The sequence below is a fragment of the Streptomyces sp. NPDC014764 genome (genome assembly GCF_043082785.1).
GTDB lineage: Bacteria > Actinomycetota > Actinomycetes > Streptomycetales > Streptomycetaceae > Streptomyces > Streptomyces althioticus.
The window spans coordinates 89,985-104,069 of the sequence record NZ_JBIBXY010000022.1 but is presented as its reverse complement, the minus strand read 5'-3'; the positions used below and the strand labels follow the sequence as shown (position 1 = coordinate 104,069).

Annotated in this window: 13 protein-coding genes; 8 read left to right on the top strand and 5 right to left on the bottom strand. The window is 72.2% G+C overall.

Annotated features, from left to right (window positions below; all coding sequences use genetic code 11):
- Window positions 1-126: 126 nt before the first annotated feature.
- From ACF1AG_RS31585 to ACF1AG_RS31565, 5 genes are all read right to left on the bottom strand, one after another.
- Window positions 127-1,185, bottom strand: coding sequence for a 2-oxoacid:ferredoxin oxidoreductase subunit beta (locus tag ACF1AG_RS31585; protein WP_359607972.1), 1,059 nt, complete (start codon window positions 1,183-1,185; stop codon window positions 127-129).
- A complete protein-coding gene (locus tag ACF1AG_RS31580) occupies window positions 1,178-3,109 on the bottom strand; it encodes a 2-oxoacid:acceptor oxidoreductase subunit alpha (RefSeq protein WP_391810777.1) in 1,932 nt (643 codons plus the stop codon). Before ACF1AG_RS31580 ends, ACF1AG_RS31585 begins: the two co-directional genes overlap by 8 nt.
- Before the next feature lie 152 nt (window positions 3,110-3,261).
- A complete protein-coding gene (locus ACF1AG_RS31575) occupies window positions 3,262-3,921 on the bottom strand; it encodes a LuxR C-terminal-related transcriptional regulator (protein WP_391810779.1) in 660 nt (219 codons plus the stop codon).
- A gap of 253 nt (window positions 3,922-4,174) precedes the next feature.
- Window positions 4,175-5,539: a sensor domain-containing protein gene (locus ACF1AG_RS31570; protein WP_359607860.1), complete on the bottom strand. Its 1,365-nt coding sequence runs from the start codon at window positions 5,537-5,539 to the stop codon at window positions 4,175-4,177.
- A 110-nt stretch (window positions 5,540-5,649) separates the two neighbouring features.
- A complete protein-coding gene (locus ACF1AG_RS31565) occupies window positions 5,650-6,876 on the bottom strand; it encodes a sensor histidine kinase (protein WP_387795060.1) in 1,227 nt (408 codons plus the stop codon).
- A gap of 240 nt (window positions 6,877-7,116) precedes the next feature.
- Between ACF1AG_RS31565 and ACF1AG_RS31560 the strand changes: the two genes are divergently transcribed.
- From ACF1AG_RS31560 to ACF1AG_RS31525, 8 genes are read left to right on the top strand one after another with little or no spacing between them, the layout of a single operon-like run.
- A complete protein-coding gene (locus ACF1AG_RS31560) occupies window positions 7,117-7,509 on the top strand; it encodes an NADH-quinone oxidoreductase subunit A (protein WP_359607856.1) in 393 nt (130 codons plus the stop codon).
- Window positions 7,500-8,222 (top strand): NADH-quinone oxidoreductase subunit B family protein, encoded by a 723-nt coding sequence (locus tag ACF1AG_RS31555; RefSeq protein ID WP_359607854.1) that lies wholly within the window; start codon window positions 7,500-7,502, stop codon window positions 8,220-8,222. The genes ACF1AG_RS31560 and ACF1AG_RS31555 overlap by 10 nt, the downstream gene beginning before the upstream one ends.
- Window positions 8,219-9,499 carry an NADH-quinone oxidoreductase subunit C gene (locus ACF1AG_RS31550; RefSeq protein WP_391810776.1) on the top strand — a complete coding sequence of 427 codons (1,281 nt, stop codon included), beginning with the start codon at window positions 8,219-8,221 and terminating at the stop codon, window positions 9,497-9,499. The genes ACF1AG_RS31555 and ACF1AG_RS31550 overlap by 4 nt, the downstream gene beginning before the upstream one ends.
- Entirely contained in the window at window positions 9,496-10,464 is a 969-nt protein-coding gene (locus tag ACF1AG_RS31545) for a complex I subunit 1 family protein (protein ID WP_359599737.1), read from the top strand. Before ACF1AG_RS31550 ends, ACF1AG_RS31545 begins: the two co-directional genes overlap by 4 nt.
- Complete coding sequence (locus ACF1AG_RS31540) at window positions 10,464-11,021, top strand: NADH-quinone oxidoreductase subunit I (RefSeq protein ID WP_359599735.1); 558 nt, start codon at window positions 10,464-10,466, stop codon at window positions 11,019-11,021. Before ACF1AG_RS31545 ends, ACF1AG_RS31540 begins: the two co-directional genes overlap by 1 nt.
- Window positions 11,018-11,686, top strand: coding sequence for an NADH-quinone oxidoreductase subunit J (locus ACF1AG_RS31535; RefSeq protein ID WP_359599733.1), 669 nt, complete (start codon window positions 11,018-11,020; stop codon window positions 11,684-11,686). The genes ACF1AG_RS31540 and ACF1AG_RS31535 overlap by 4 nt, the downstream gene beginning before the upstream one ends.
- Entirely contained in the window at window positions 11,686-12,090 is a 405-nt protein-coding gene (nuoK, locus tag ACF1AG_RS31530; RefSeq protein WP_037641041.1) for an NADH-quinone oxidoreductase subunit NuoK, read from the top strand. Before ACF1AG_RS31535 ends, nuoK begins: the two co-directional genes overlap by 1 nt.
- On the top strand, window positions 12,087-14,081 hold the full coding sequence (locus ACF1AG_RS31525) for an NADH-quinone oxidoreductase subunit L (protein ID WP_359599731.1): 1,995 nt from the start codon (window positions 12,087-12,089) through the stop codon (window positions 14,079-14,081). The genes nuoK and ACF1AG_RS31525 overlap by 4 nt, the downstream gene beginning before the upstream one ends.
- Window positions 14,082-14,085 lie beyond the last annotated feature (4 nt).

The following is a 14,085-nucleotide window of genomic DNA, read 5'->3' as shown; positions in this document are numbered from 1 at the left end:
CAAGACGCTCGACTGGGATACCCCAGCCGAGCGTCTACGTGATCTACTCACCACCTGAAACCAGGCGGTGTTGCGACGACCCCTTGAACCCAAGCCGTGGATGCCGGGGCCCTCGCGCGTCGGTGCTCAGCCGACGACGGTCCAGGTGTCCCCGCCCGCGAGGAGTGCGGCGAGGTCGCCCTTGCCGTGCTGGTCGACGGCGGTGTCGAGCTGGTCGGCCATGAGGGTGTCGTAGACCGGCCGGTCGACGGAGCGGAACACCCCGATGGGGGTGTGGTGCAGGGTGTCGGGGTCGGCGAGCCGGGACAGCGCGAACGCGGTCGTCGGAGAGGCGTTGTGGGCGTCGTGGACGAGGATGTCCGCCTCGTTGTCCGGGGTGACGGCGACGACCTTCAGGTCACCGGTGGCCGGGTCGCGGACGACGCCCTTGCCGCCGTCGGCGCCGAAGCGGATCGGCTGCCCGTGCTCCAGGCGGATGACGGCCTCCTCGGCCTGCTGTCGGTCCTTGAGGACCTCGAAGGCGCCGTCGTTGAAGATGTTGCAGTTCTGGTAGATCTCCACCAGGGCGGTGCCGGGGTGGTCGGCGGCCTGGCGCAGCACCTCGGTGAGATGTCTGCGGTCGGAGTCGACGGTGCGGGCGACGAAGGACGCCTCCGCGCCGATGGCGAGCGAGACCGGGTTGAAGGGTGCGTCCAGCGATCCCATGGGGGTCGACTTGGTGATCTTGCCGACCTCGGAGGTGGGGCTGTACTGGCCCTTGGTGAGTCCGTAGATGCGGTTGTTGAACAGCAGGATCTTGAGGTTGACGTTGCGGCGCAGGGCGTGGATGAGGTGGTTGCCGCCGATGGACAGCGCGTCGCCGTCGCCGGTGACGACCCACACGGACAGGTCCCGGCGGGACGTGGCGAGGCCGGTCGCGATGGCGGGGGCGCGGCCGTGGATGGAGTGCATCCCGTAGGTGTTCATGTAGTACGGGAAGCGGGAGGAGCAGCCGATGCCCGATACGAAGACGATGTTCTCCCGGGCCAGGCCCAGCTCCGGCATGAAGCCCTGCACGGCGGCCAGCACGGCGTAGTCGCCGCAGCCGGGGCACCAGCGCACCTCCTGGTCGGACTTGAAGTCCTTCATCGTCTGCTTGCCCTCGGCCTTGGGCACGAGCTGGAGCAGCGTGTCGGCGTCAGTCATCGATGGCCTCCTTCAGCGCCGCGGCGAGCTGCTCCGCCTTGAACGGCATGCCGTTGACCTGGTTGTACGAGCGGGCGTCGACCAGGTACTTCGCCCTGATGAGCGTGGCGAGCTGCCCGAGGTTCATCTCGGGGATCACCACCTTGTCGTATCTGCGCAGGATCTCGCCGAGGTTGGGCGGGAAGGGGTTGAGGTGGCGCAGGTGGGCCTGCGCGACCTGCTGCCCGGCGCGGCGCAGGCGCCGGACCGCCGCGGTGATCGGCCCGTAGGTGGACCCCCAGCCCAGGACGAGCAGGCGGGCGGTGCCGTCCGGGTCGTCGACCTGAAGGTCGGGCACGTCGATGCCGTCGATCTTGGCCTGGCGGGTGCGGACCATGAAGTCGTGGTTGGCCGGGTCGTAGGAGATGTTCCCCGTGCCGTCCTGCTTCTCGATCCCGCCGATGCGGTGCTCCAGGCCCGGCGTGCCCGGGATCGCCCACGGGCGGGCCAGCGTGTGCGGGTCGCGCTTGTAGGGCCAGAACACCTCGGCGCCGTCCTCGGTGGTGTGGTTCGGGCCCTGGGCGAACTGCACCTTCAGGTCCGGCAGCTCCTCCAGCTCCGGGATCCGCCACGGCTCGCTGCCGTTGGCCAGATACCCGTCGGAGAGCAGGAACACCGGGGTGCGGTAGACCAGCGCGATCCGCGCCGCCTCCAGAGCGGCGTCGAAGCAGTCCGCCGGCGTGCGTGGCGCCACCACCGGCACCGGCGCCTCACCGTTGCGGCCGTACATCGCCTGCAGCAGATCCGCCTGCTCCGTCTTCGTCGGCAGACCCGTCGACGGCCCGCCGCGCTGGATGTCCACCACCAGCAGCGGCAGCTCCAAAGAGACCGCGAGCCCGATCGTCTCGCTCTTGAGCGCCACCCCCGGCCCGGAGGTGGTCGTCACCGCCAGCGATCCGCCGAACGCGGCCCCCAGCGCCGCACCGATCCCGGCGATCTCGTCCTCCGCCTGGAACGTCCGCACACCGAAATTCTTGTGCTTGCTCAGCTCGTGCAGGATGTCCGAGGCCGGAGTGATCGGGTACGAGCCCAGGAACAGCGGCAGATCCGCCTGACGCGAAGCCGCCACCAGCCCGTAGGACAGGGCCAGATTCCCGGAGATGTTGCGGTAGACGCCCGGCGGGAACGCCCTCGCCGCCGGCGCCACCTCGTAGGAGACCGCGAAGTCCTCCGTCGTCTCCCCGAAGTTCCAGCCCGCCCGGAACGCCGCGATGTTCGCCGCCGCGATGTCCGGCTTCTTCGCGAACTTCGACCGCAGGAACGTCTCCGTCCCCTCCGTCGGCCGGTGATACATCCACGACAGCAGACCCAGCGCGAACATGTTCTTGCTGCGCTCGGCCTCCTTCCGCGTCAGGTCGAACTCCTTGAGCGCCTCCACCGTCAGCGTCGTCAGCGGCACCGGGTGCAGGTGGTAGCCGTCCAGCGAACCGTCCTCCAGCGGCGAGGCGGCGTAGCCGACCTTCTGCATCGCCCGCTTGGTGAACTCGTCGGTGTTGACGATGATCTCCGCCCCGCGCGGCAGATCCCCGACGTTCGCCTTCAACGCCGCAGGGTTCATCGCCACCAGCACGTTCGGCGCGTCACCCGGGGTCAGGATGTCGTGGTCGGCGAAGTGCAGCTGGAACGACGACACACCCGGCAGCGTCCCTGCCGGGGCTCGGATCTCGGCGGGGAAGTTCGGCAGCGTGGAGAGGTCGTTGCCGAAGGACGCGGTCTCCGAGGTGAAACGGTCACCGGTGAGCTGCATCCCGTCACCCGAGTCCCCCGCGAACCTGATGATCACTCGGTCGAGCCGGCGGACGTCCTTCGTCCCCGCCGCTGTGCGCTGCTCCCCTACGACTGTTCCGTCGGCCTGCTCCGCTGGGCTGCTGACCTGGCTGGTCACTGAACTGGACCTCCTCGAGGCGGCTGTCCGGGACGGCCTTCCCGCAGGCCTTCCCCGCATAAACCCTACGACCGTCAGGGGGGCCCACCATGAAGGATTCGACCGAACGATCCAGATGGTGGACAGGGAGCCGAGACGCGAGCCGCCGCCCCCTAGGACTTCAAGTACGTCAGCACCGCCAGGACCCGCCGGTGGTCGCCGTCGCTCGGGGACAGCCCCAGCTTCAGGAAGATGTTGCTGACGTGCTTCTCCACCGCGCCGTCGCTCACCACCAGCTGCAGCGCGATCGCCGAGTTCGTCCGCCCCTCCGCCATCAGCCCCAGCACCTCGCGCTCACGCGGGGTGAGTCCCGCCAGCACGTCCTGCTTACGGCTGCGGCCCAGCAACTGCGCCACCACCTCCGGATCCAGGGCCGTGCCGCCCTGGGCCACCCGGACCACCGCGTCCACGAACTCGCGTACCTCGGCCACCCGGTCCTTCAGCAGATAGCCGACTCCCCGGCTGGAACCGGCCAGCAGCTCGGTGGCGTACCGCTCCTCCACGTACTGCGACAGCACCAGCACCCCGACACCCGGGTGGCTCTTGCGCAGCTGCACCGCGGCCCGCACACCCTCGTCGGTGTGCGTCGGGGGCATCCGCACGTCGGCGACCACCACGTCCGGCAGCTGGCCTCCCCGGGCCAGGTCGTCCACCGTCTTGATCAGCGCGTCGCCGTCGCCGACCCCGGCCACCACCTCGTGCCCCCGGTCGGTGATCAGCCGGGTCAGGCCCTCCCGCAGCAGCACCGAATCCTCGGCGATGACCACCCGCACCCTGTCCTCCACGTCCTCGTCCCCCCAAAAAACCGCTCCGGACCCGCCCTTGTGGCGGGCCCGGTCGTCGGGTCCAGCATTCCAGCATCCGGGGGAGGACGGGCCGGGGCAACGCGATCGGGGGTGTCGTCGCGTGCCGCCGGCCCGTCCGGACCCGCCCAGGCTCCGGCGCGTCACACCGGGCGGGTGCGCGCCCCAGGGGCCCGCACCCGCCCGTGTGTCCGTCCGCCGGACCGCTCGCCTCACCGCGCGGTCATCGCGCCCGCTCCGCACGCCACGGGAGCTCCGCGGTCACCCGCGTCGGGCCGCCGGCCGGCGAGTCCACCACGAGGATCCCGTCCACCGCGTCCAGCCTCTCCGCCAGACCCGCCAGACCCGAACCACGCGACAGGTTCGCACCGCCCACGCCGTTGTCCACCACCTGGAGCATCAGCCTGTCCTCCGACCGCCACGCCTCCACGGCCGCCCAGGTCGCCCGGCTGTGCTTGCTGACGTTCTGCAGCAGCTCCGAGACCGTGAAGTAGGCGATGCCCTCGATCGCGGGCGCCGGCCGCTCCGACAGGTCAACCTCCACCCGCACCGGCACCGTGCAGCGCGAGGCGACCGCGGAGAGCGCCGCGTCCAGACCGCGGTCGGTGAGGACCGCCGGGTGGATGCCCCGGGCCAGGTCCCGCAGCTCCTGGAGGGCCGTCTTCACCTCACCGTGAGCCTCGTCCACCATCCGCGCCGCCGCCTGCGGGTCCTCCCGCAGCTTCTCCTTCGCCAGACCCAGGTCCATGGCCAGGTTCACCAGCCGGGCCTGCGCCCCGTCGTGCAGGTCACGCTCGATGCGCCGCAGGTCCGCCGCCGCCGCGTCCACCACGACCCCGCGGTCCGACTCCAGCTCCACCACCCGGGTCGCCAGCCGCGACGGGCCCAGCAGCCCGTGCACCATCACCCTGTCCACCGTCGTCAAGGCCCGCACGATCCACGGCGTGGCCAGCGTGAACAGCAGACCCACACCCGCCGTCACCGCGATCTCGAACGGGTTGTCCAGGTAGATCGCCCGCTGCTCGTCGCCGTACAGCTGTATGCCGTCCTGGCCCGCGTACATCGGGAGCACCCAGAACCACAGCGGGTACGTCAGCAGCGACCAGCCCACCGACCAGAAGGTGACCGTCACCGTGAAGGTCAGCACCGCCCACGGCAGCTGGATCACCGAGTACAGCAGCGCCCGCCAGGACGTGCCGCTCTTCAGCACCGCCCCGATCCAGCCCATGAACCCCTGCCGCTTCAGCCGCAGCGGCTCCGGCTCGCCGACGTCCAGGCCCAGCAGCCCGCGCGCCCGCGCCCGCTCCACCGCCCCGATGCCCCGGCACCCGGCGAGGGCCGCCGCCAGCACCGGCACCCCGAGGAACGTCACCAGCAGGCCCGCGCCCAGCGACACCATCGTGACCGCGTAGGTGAACAGCAGGATGCTGATCGGCAGGCTCAGCAGCACATAGGCCAGCTCCCGCCAGGCGCGTCCCTCGACGGGCGCCCTCAGCGCCGCGGGCATCCGGTGCCGCCGTCCCCCCACGTCCCGCGCGTGTCCGGGCCCGGTGGGAAGCCCGTAACCCTGTCCGTACTCCGTGGCCATCGGCTTCGTCCTTCTCCTCGTCCGGCGGCTGTGCTGTCGTACAACCAGAGTGCTGCGCCGCAGGTCGGCGGGGAATGAAGGCCGTCGCAGTCTTCGGCGGGGGGTTTTCCCTACCCACGGCCGCGGGCAGACGCCCCCTTGCCCGGCGCCTTACCGGCCGGGGTGCCGGAGCGGTCCCGCCACGGCAGCTCCGCCGTCACCGTCGTCGGACCGCCCTCGGGGGAGTCCACGACGAACAGCCCGTCCACCGCGCCCAGCCGGTCGGCCAGCCCCCGCATGCCCGTACCGCCGTCGAGGCTCGCCCCGCCCACGCCGTCGTCCCGCACCAGAAGGAACAGCCGGTCGTCCGACCGCCACACCTCCACGGACGCCGACCGCGCCCGGCTGTGCTTGCTGACGTTCTGGAGCAGCTCCGAGACCGTGAAGTAGGCGATCCCCTCGATCGCGGGCGCCGGCCGCTCCTCCAGATCGACCGTCACCGCCACCGGCACCGTGCACCGAGCGGCGACCGACGACAGGGCCGCGTCCAGACCCCGGTCGGTGAGCACCGCCGGGTGGATGCCCCGGGCCAGGTCCCGCAGCTCCTGCAGCGCCAGCTTCACCTCACCGTGCGCCTCCTCGACCATCGACGCCGCCGTGTCCGGGTCCTCCAGCAGCTTCTCCTTGGCCAGGCCCAGCCCCATCGCCAGGTTCACCAGCCGGGCCTGCGCCCCGTCGTGCAGGTCACGCTCGATGCGCCGCAGGTCCGCCGCCGCCGTGTCCACCACGACCCCGCGGTCCGACTCCAGCTCGGCGATGCGCCTCTCCAGCTCGTCCGACGGCGACAGCAGACCCCGCACCATGGCCCGGTCCACGTCGGCCATCGCCCGCACCACGAACGCCAGCACCGGCCACAGCACGAACAGCCCGGTCAGCGTGACGGTGAAGGTGACGACGCCCCACGGCATCCGTATCAGCGCGTACAGGCACGTCCGCCAGCCCACGGGGTCCTTGACCGCCTGCCAGAGCCCCGGCCAGAAACCGCCTGACCTCCGCCACGGCAGCGGGCTCGGCTCGTCCACCCGCACCCCGAGCATCGCCCGCGCGCGAGCCCGCTCGAACCGGCCGAGCTGCCGCGCCCCCATCAGGCCGAGCGCGAGCAGGGGCAACCCGATCACCGTGACCGTCAGGCCCGCACCGACGGACAGCGCGGTCACCGTGTAGACGAAGCCGACGATCGACACCGGGAGGTTCGTCAGGAGATGCGCGATCTCCTTCCAGGTGTGCGCGTCGTAGGCGAAGCGGGCCGGCGGCGGGCGGTCGCCCGGTCCGGCCGGCTGCGGGATCGGTTCGGTCATGGGCCTAGCCTGCCCGGCGGCGGGGTGCCTGCGCCATGAGGCGGACCGCCAACCTGAACTGAGGAAAACCCCACCCCCGCATGCCGAGCCCCGACGGGCTGCTTACCGTGCCTTTATCAGGGCCTAGACTCCCGTGCGTACAGATCGTCGGACCGTGGCGTTCGGCGTTCACCGGCACGGAGCAAGGGCAGGGCACAGGCAGGAGCGCCTGGTCGCCGATCTGAGGAGTGAGGGGCGGACGTGCGGGAAACGACCGTCGTCGCGGCGGACTACTTCCAGTCCTACTCGGTCGTCGGACTGCTCGCAGTCGTCGGCCTGCTGTTCGTCGCCGTCGCCTTCGGCGCGGGCCGCATGCTGCGGCCGGTGGTGCCCACGCCGGAGAAACTGCTGACGTACGAGTGCGGCGTCGACCCCGTCGGCGAGGGCTGGGCCCACACCCAGGTTCGCTACTACGTCTACGCCTTCCTCTACGTGATCTTCGCCGTCGACTCGATCTTCCTGTTCCCCTGGGCGACCGTCTTCGCCGCCGACGGCTACGGCGCGACCACCCTCGTGGAGATGTTCGTCTTCCTCGGCTTCCTCGCCGTGGGCCTGCTGTACGCCTACAAGAAGGGCGTCCTGACATGGACGTGAACCCTGCCACCCCCGAGCCGGTGCTCCTGCCGGACCCCGGACTTCCCCCCGGCGAAGGCAAGGGGAGGCTCGGCGCGCTCGCCCGGCTCGCCCCCGAGCCGATGAAGGTGGTCCTCAACTGGGGCCGCCGCTACTCGCTCTGGGTGTTCAACTTCGGCCTCGCCTGCTGCGCGATCGAGTTCATCGCCGCGTCGATGGCCCGGCACGACTTCATCCGCCTCGGCGTCATCCCGTTCGCCCCGGGACCCCGCCAGGCCGACCTGATGGTCGTCTCCGGCACGGTCACCGACAAGATGGCGCCCGCCGTCAAGCGCCTGTACGAGCAGATGCCCGAGCCGAAGTACGTCATCTCCTTCGGCGCGTGCAGCAACTGCGGCGGCCCCTACTGGGACTCCTACTCCGTCACCAAGGGCGTCGACCAGATCATCCCGGTCGACGTCTACGTCCCCGGCTGCCCGCCCCGGCCCGAGGCGCTGCTCCAGGGCATCCTCAAGCTCCAGGAGAAGATCGCCCAGGAGTCGTTGGGGGAGCGGTACGGCACCGGCCCCGCGGGGCGTCCCTCGGCGGCGGCGCTCACGAGCGGACTGGTCCGGCCGTCCGCGGCCGAGGGTGGAATCCGGCCGTCCGCGGCCGAGGAGGGCAAGGTCCGGCCGTCCGCGGCCGAGGGAGAGGCCCGGCCGTCCGCCGCCGAGGGCGAAGGGGGCGCCGGATGACCGCCGTCGGATGGCTCCCGGTGGACGTCGAGGACCTGTTCGGCGCGCGGGCCACGGCGGAGGAGGCGTACGGCGTCCTCACCGTCGACGTGCCGTCCGACGCCTGGATCCCCGCCCTCGAAGCCGCCCGCGACCGCCTCGGCTGCACCTTCTTCGACTGGCTCAGCGCCGTCGACGAACCCGGCACCGGCTTCCGCGTGACCGTCCACGTAGCCGCCCTCGCCCCGGTACGGCGCCTGCTGCTGCGCACCACCGTGCCGCACGAGGCCCCCGTCCTGCCGTCCGCCGTGGACGTCTACGCGGGCGCGGCCTGGCACGAACGCGAGACCCACGAGATGTTCGGCGTCGAGTTCACCGGACACCCCGGTCTCGACCACCTGCTGCTGCCCGACAACTTCGAGGGCCACCCGCTGCGCAAGGACTTCGTCCTCGCGGCCCGGGTCGCCAAGGCATGGCCCGGCGCCAAGGAACCGGGGGAGTCGGAACACGGCGGACCCAAGCGGCGCCAGATGCTGCCGCCGGGCGTGCCCGACCCGAACGAGTGGGGCCCGCTCAAGGGCCAGCTTCCGCCCGCCCCGGCCCGTCCCGCCCGACGCACGGCCACCGCGTCGGCCGCCACCCCGGGCGAGCGCCCGCCGCGCCGCACCCGCTCCGTCTCCGAGGGCTCGGCGAGCCAGACGGCGGGGACGCCCGCCGGCACGGGTGCTGAGGTGACTGAGGCGGCCGAGTCTCAGACACCCGTCAGGCCGCGCCGGTCGCGGTCGGTGCCGGAGGGCTCGGCGAGCCGGCGGGGAGCGGGCGACTCGGAGGCCGGCGCCGCCGGCAGCGGCGCGCCTCGTCGGTCGCGGTCGGCGTCCGAGGGTTCCGCGAGCCGGCAGCCGGACGCCCCTGCGCGCCGGTCGCGCAGCGCGAGCGAGGGCTCGGCGTCGCAACGCGAAGGCGCCCCGGACGCGGGCGGCCCCCGTCGGGCCCGTTCCGCGTCCGAGGGCTCGGCGTCACAACGTGCCGCGCAGGGCCGAGGGCCGGCCGCCGACGACACGGCAGCGGCTCCCGCCGAGGAACCGCGCGACCGTAGGCCCTCCGCCGCCCCGCGCAGCCCCGACGCCCCGTGGCACCACGCCCGCCCCGCCTTCGAGGAACCGGACGACCCGGAGCGTGAGCAGCAGGCGGCGGAGCCGGAGGGTGAGCCTCAGCCCGCCCCGGAGCCCGAAGCGCGCCCTGGCAAGGGCGACACCGACCCCACCACCCCCGACGGACCCTCAGGAGGCACGCGGTGACCGACGTTCTCGACGTCGCCCTGCGACTCCTCGTCGTGTTCGTCGTCTTCCTGACCTTCCCCCTGCTCGTGGGCCAGACCGAGCACAAGGTCATGGCACACATGCAGGGCCGCGTCGGCCCCATGTACGCCGGCGGCTTTCACGGCTGGGCCCAGCTCATCGCCGACGGTGTGAAGTTCGCGCAGAAGGAGGACGTCGTACCGGCCGGCGCGGACCGCCGTATCTTCCAGCTCGCCCCGGCCGTCGCTCTTCTGCCCTACCTCCTCGTGCTGCTCGCCATCCCGATCGGGCCGGGCGAGGGCGCGGTCGGCCAGGTGCTGGACGCGGGCGTGTTCTTCGTCCTGGCCGTGATGGGCGTCGGCGTCCTCGGCTCGCTCATGGCCGGCTGGGCGTCCGCCAACAAGTTCTCCCTCCTCGGCGGCCTCCGTACCGCGGCCCAGCTCCTCGCGTACGAACTGCCGATGCTGCTCACCGCCGCCTCCGTGGCGATGGCCGCCGGGACCGTGTCCCTCGTGGGCATCCTCGACGCGTTCGAGTGGTGGTGGCTGCCCTGGCAGATCACCGGCGCGTTGGTGTTCTTCGTCGCAGGGCTCGCCGAACTCCAGCGCCCGCCCTTCGACATGCCGGTCGCCGACTCGGAGATCATCTTCGGCGCGTACACCGAGTACACCGGCCTGCGCTTCGCCCTCTTCCTCCTCGCCGAGTACGCCGGGATCGTCGTGCTGTGCGGGCTGACCACCGTCCTGTTCCTCGGCGGGTGGCACGGCCCCTGGGGAGCCGACGGGCTCGGCTGGGTGTGGACCCTGCTGAAGACCGCCGTCCTCGCCTTCGTCGTCATCTGGCTGCGCGTCAGCTACCCCCGTCTGCGCGAGGACCAACTCCAGAAGTTCGCCTGGACCCTCCTCGTTCCTCTCGCCCTCGCCCAGATCGCCCTCACCGGCGTCGTCAAGGTGGTGTTCCTGTAATGGCCCCGATCCCCGGCTCCGGCCTGGCCAAGGGCCTGGCCGTCACGCTGCGGACGATGACGCGGAAGTCCGTCACCGCCCAGTACCCGGACACCCAGCCCGAACTGCCGCCCCGCAGCCGCGGGGTGATCGGCCTGTTCGAGGAGAACTGCACGGTCTGCATGCTGTGCGCCCGCGAGTGCCCCGACTGGTGCATCTACATCGACTCGCACAAGGAGACCGTCCCGCCCGCCGCCCCCGGCGGCCGCGAGCGCAGCCGGAACGTCCTCGACCGGTTCGCCATCGACTTCTCCCTGTGCATGTACTGCGGTATCTGCATCGAGGTCTGTCCTTTCGACGCGCTGTTCTGGTCCCCGGAGTTCGAGTACGCGGAGACCGACATCCGTGACCTCACCCACGAGCGGGACAAACTCCGCGAGTGGATGTGGACCGTCCCGGCCCCGCCCGCCCTCGATCCGGGCGCGGAGGAACCGAAGGAAGTCGCAGCCGCCCGCAAGACCGCCGAGAAACTCGCGGCCGCCCAGGCCGACGAACCGGGTCAGGAGGGCAGCGCATGAGCGCCGCAGCGACCGCCGGCGCCCTCGCGGCCGGCACCGTGCACCGGGCGGCCGAGTCGCCCGGCTTCCTGTCCCCGACCGGCGTCGAGATCACCTTCCTCCTCGTCGGTCTGGTCACCCTCGGGGCCGCCGTCGTCACCGTCACCACCCGCCAACTGGTGCACGCCGCCCTGTGGCTGGTGGTCGCCCTCGGCGGACTCGCCGTCGAATACCTGCTGCTCACCGCCGAGTTCATCGCCTGGGTGCAGGTCCTCATCTACGTAGGCTCCGTCGTCGTCCTCCTCCTGTTCGGGCTGATGCTCACCCGCGCCCCCATCGGCCGCTCACCGGACGCCGACTCCGGCAACCGCCGGGTGGCGCTCGCCGTCGCCGTTGCCGCGGCCGGCGCCCTGGTCTGGGTGGTCGTCGACGCCTTCCGCACCACCTGGATCGACCTGGACGGCGCCCCCTCCGGCACCACCGAGGTGACCGGTGCCAGCCTCTTCCAGCACTGGGTCCTCCCCTTCGAGGCCCTCTCCGTCCTCCTCCTCGCCGCGCTCGTCGGCGCGATCGTCCTGTCCCGCAAGGCCACGGCCGGCTCCGGGCCCGGCGCGAAGGACGCGGCCGCGCCCGGCACGGCGACGGGCGCGACCCGCACCCGGCGCGACCAGGAAGGGGCCCGCTGATGCACCTCGCCTATCCCGCCGTCCTCGCCGCGCTCCTCTTCTGCACCGGCCTCTACGGCGTCCTCGCCCGCCGTAACGCCATCCTGGTGCTGATGTCGGTCGAGCTGATGCTCAACGCCGTCAACCTCAACCTCGTCGCCTTCGACGCCTGGCTCAGCCGGGCCGCCGAGGACACCCTCCACTCCGGCCAGGCCCTGGCGCTGTTCACCATCGCCGTCGCCGCCGCCGAGATCGGCATCGGTCTCGCGATCGTCCTCGCCGTGTACCGCAACCGCGGCACCTCGGACATCGACCGGCTCCGCGACACCGCCGAGGGCCATGACCCCGACGACCCCGACAGCGACGCCACCGGCCGCGCCCTTCCCGCGCCGGCCGCCGGCGAGAAGGCCGAGGCCACCGCGTGACCACGACCACCCTCGCCGTCCTCGTCCCCCTCCTCCCGTTCCTCGGCGCGCTCGCCGGACTGCTGCTGGGCCGCACCGCGCCCGGCTTCGCCCGCCCCCTCGCCGTCCTGCCGACGCTCGCCTCCCTCGCGCTCGCCGCCACCGTCGCCTCGCGTCAGGGCGGCGGCGTCCCGGTCGACGCCGCGACCGAGCTCACCCCCACCGGCTCGGTCCCGATCGAACTCGCCCTGCACATCGACGGCTTCGCCGCCCTCACCGCCCTGGTCGTCGGCACCGTCGCGACCTGCGTGCAGATCTACTCCACGGGCTACCTGCGCGACGACCCGCGCTACCCGTCGTACGCCGCTCTCGTCTCGCTGTTCACCTCCGCGATGCTCCTGGTCGTCTACACCGGCGACCTGATGGTGCTGCTGGTCGGCTGGGAAGTGATGGGCATCTGCTCCTACTTCCTCGTCGGCCACTACTGGGAGACCCCCGAGGCCCGCGCCGCCTCCCTGAAGGCCTTCCTGGTCACCAAGCTCGGCGACGTCCCGTTCCTCATCGGCCTGTTCGCCCTCGCCGCCGACGCCGGGTCCTTCCGCATCACCCGGATCCTCGGCGCCGTCGCGCACGGCGGCATCGACCATCCGACGCTGATCGCCCTGCTGCTCCTCGCGGGCGTGGCCGGCAAGTCCGCGCAGTTCCCCCTGCACACCTGGCTGCCGGACGCGATGGCGGGCCCCACCCCCGTCTCCGCGCTGATCCACGCCGCGACGATGGTCGCCGCCGGCGTCTACTTCGTCGCCCGTCTCCTCCCGCTCTTCGAGGCCTCGCAGGCCGCGATGACCGTCCTCGCCGTCATGGCCGCCGTGACGATGACCGGCTCGGCGCTCGCCGCCCTCGCCCAGGACGACATCAAGCGCGTCCTCGCCTACTCGACGATCGGCCAGCTCGGCTACATGACCGGCGCCCTCGCCGTCGCCGACCGGGGTGCCGCCGTCTTCCACCTCCTGTCCCACGGCGCCTTCAAGGCGCTGCTGTTCCTCGCCGCAGGCGTGATCATCCACGCCGCCGGCACCAACTCCCTGGCCGCCATGTCCCGCATGGGCCACCTGCGCGACCGCGTCCCCGACGCCTACTGGACGATGACCGTGGCGCTCCTCGCGCTCGCCGCGATCCCGCCGTTCAGCGGCTTCTTCTCCAAGGAAGCCGTTCTCGGCGTCGCCGAGCACGTCGTCACCGGCCACACCGAGCACGCTCCCGCCGCCGCGGGCTGGATCGTGCTCCTCGCCGGACTGCTCACCGCCCTCCTCACCGCCGCGTACGCGACACGGCTGTGGCTGCTCGTTTTCCGCGGCAGCGGCACCGAGGCACCCGACCACGGCCGGCAGCCGCTCACCATGACCACCGTGCTGTGGGTGCTCGCCGTGCCGTCGCTGGCGCTCGGCGGCTTCGCCTTCCGGGTCCTGCCCGACTGGTTCGACGGACACGACCTGACTCCGACCCTCACCACCTCCGTGCTCGGCACGGGCGTGGCCCTGGTCGGCGGCATCGTCACCTACGCCACCTGGCGGCACACCACCGCGCACGCCGCCCGCGTCCCGCTCGGCGCCGTCGCCGCCCACCCCGACGGCGACGCCGGCCGGGTCGAGGCGGAGGCCATCGCGAGCCATGAACCGGCCTACGGTGACGTCGCCTACGCGGCCGATCCCTCGGACCCCGGACGGCTGCTGCTCGGACGGCTGCACCGGCACGCCGCCGTCGGCTTCCACCTGGACGCCGTGTACTCCGCGCTCTTCGTCCGCCCGGTGCGGGCCGGCGCGAGCCTCGTGCGGTTCCTCGACCGGGAGGTCGTCGACACCTACGTACGCGGCGCGGGCACCCTGCCCCGCTGGCTCGGCACCGCCGTCCGGCGCGCCCAGACCGGCAATCTGCAGACCTATGTGAGCGCGCTGCTCGCCGGCACCGTCGTCCTCGCGGTCGCCGCCGTCCTCGTCGCCACGGGAGCGTGAGCAG

What these genes read in the sequence shown, in the direction of transcription:
- ACF1AG_RS31585 (WP_359607972.1), bottom strand. Translation starts at nt 1,185, where the DNA reads ATGACTGACGCCGACACGCTGCTCCAGCTCGTGCCCAAGGCCGAGGGC.
- ACF1AG_RS31570 (WP_359607860.1), bottom strand. Translation starts at nt 5,539, where the DNA reads ATGGCCACGGAGTACGGACAGGGTTACGGGCTTCCCACCGGGCCCGGA.
- ACF1AG_RS31565 (WP_387795060.1), bottom strand. Translation starts at nt 6,876, where the DNA reads ATGACCGAACCGATCCCGCAGCCGGCCGGACCGGGCGACCGCCCGCCG.
- ACF1AG_RS31555 (WP_359607854.1), top strand. Translation starts at nt 7,500, where the DNA reads ATGGACGTGAACCCTGCCACCCCCGAGCCGGTGCTCCTGCCGGACCCC.
- ACF1AG_RS31550 (WP_391810776.1), top strand. Translation starts at nt 8,219, where the DNA reads ATGACCGCCGTCGGATGGCTCCCGGTGGACGTCGAGGACCTGTTCGGC.
- ACF1AG_RS31540 (WP_359599735.1), top strand. Translation starts at nt 10,464, where the DNA reads ATGGCCCCGATCCCCGGCTCCGGCCTGGCCAAGGGCCTGGCCGTCACG.
- ACF1AG_RS31535 (WP_359599733.1), top strand. Translation starts at nt 11,018, where the DNA reads ATGAGCGCCGCAGCGACCGCCGGCGCCCTCGCGGCCGGCACCGTGCAC.
- nuoK (WP_037641041.1), top strand. Translation starts at nt 11,686, where the DNA reads ATGCACCTCGCCTATCCCGCCGTCCTCGCCGCGCTCCTCTTCTGCACC.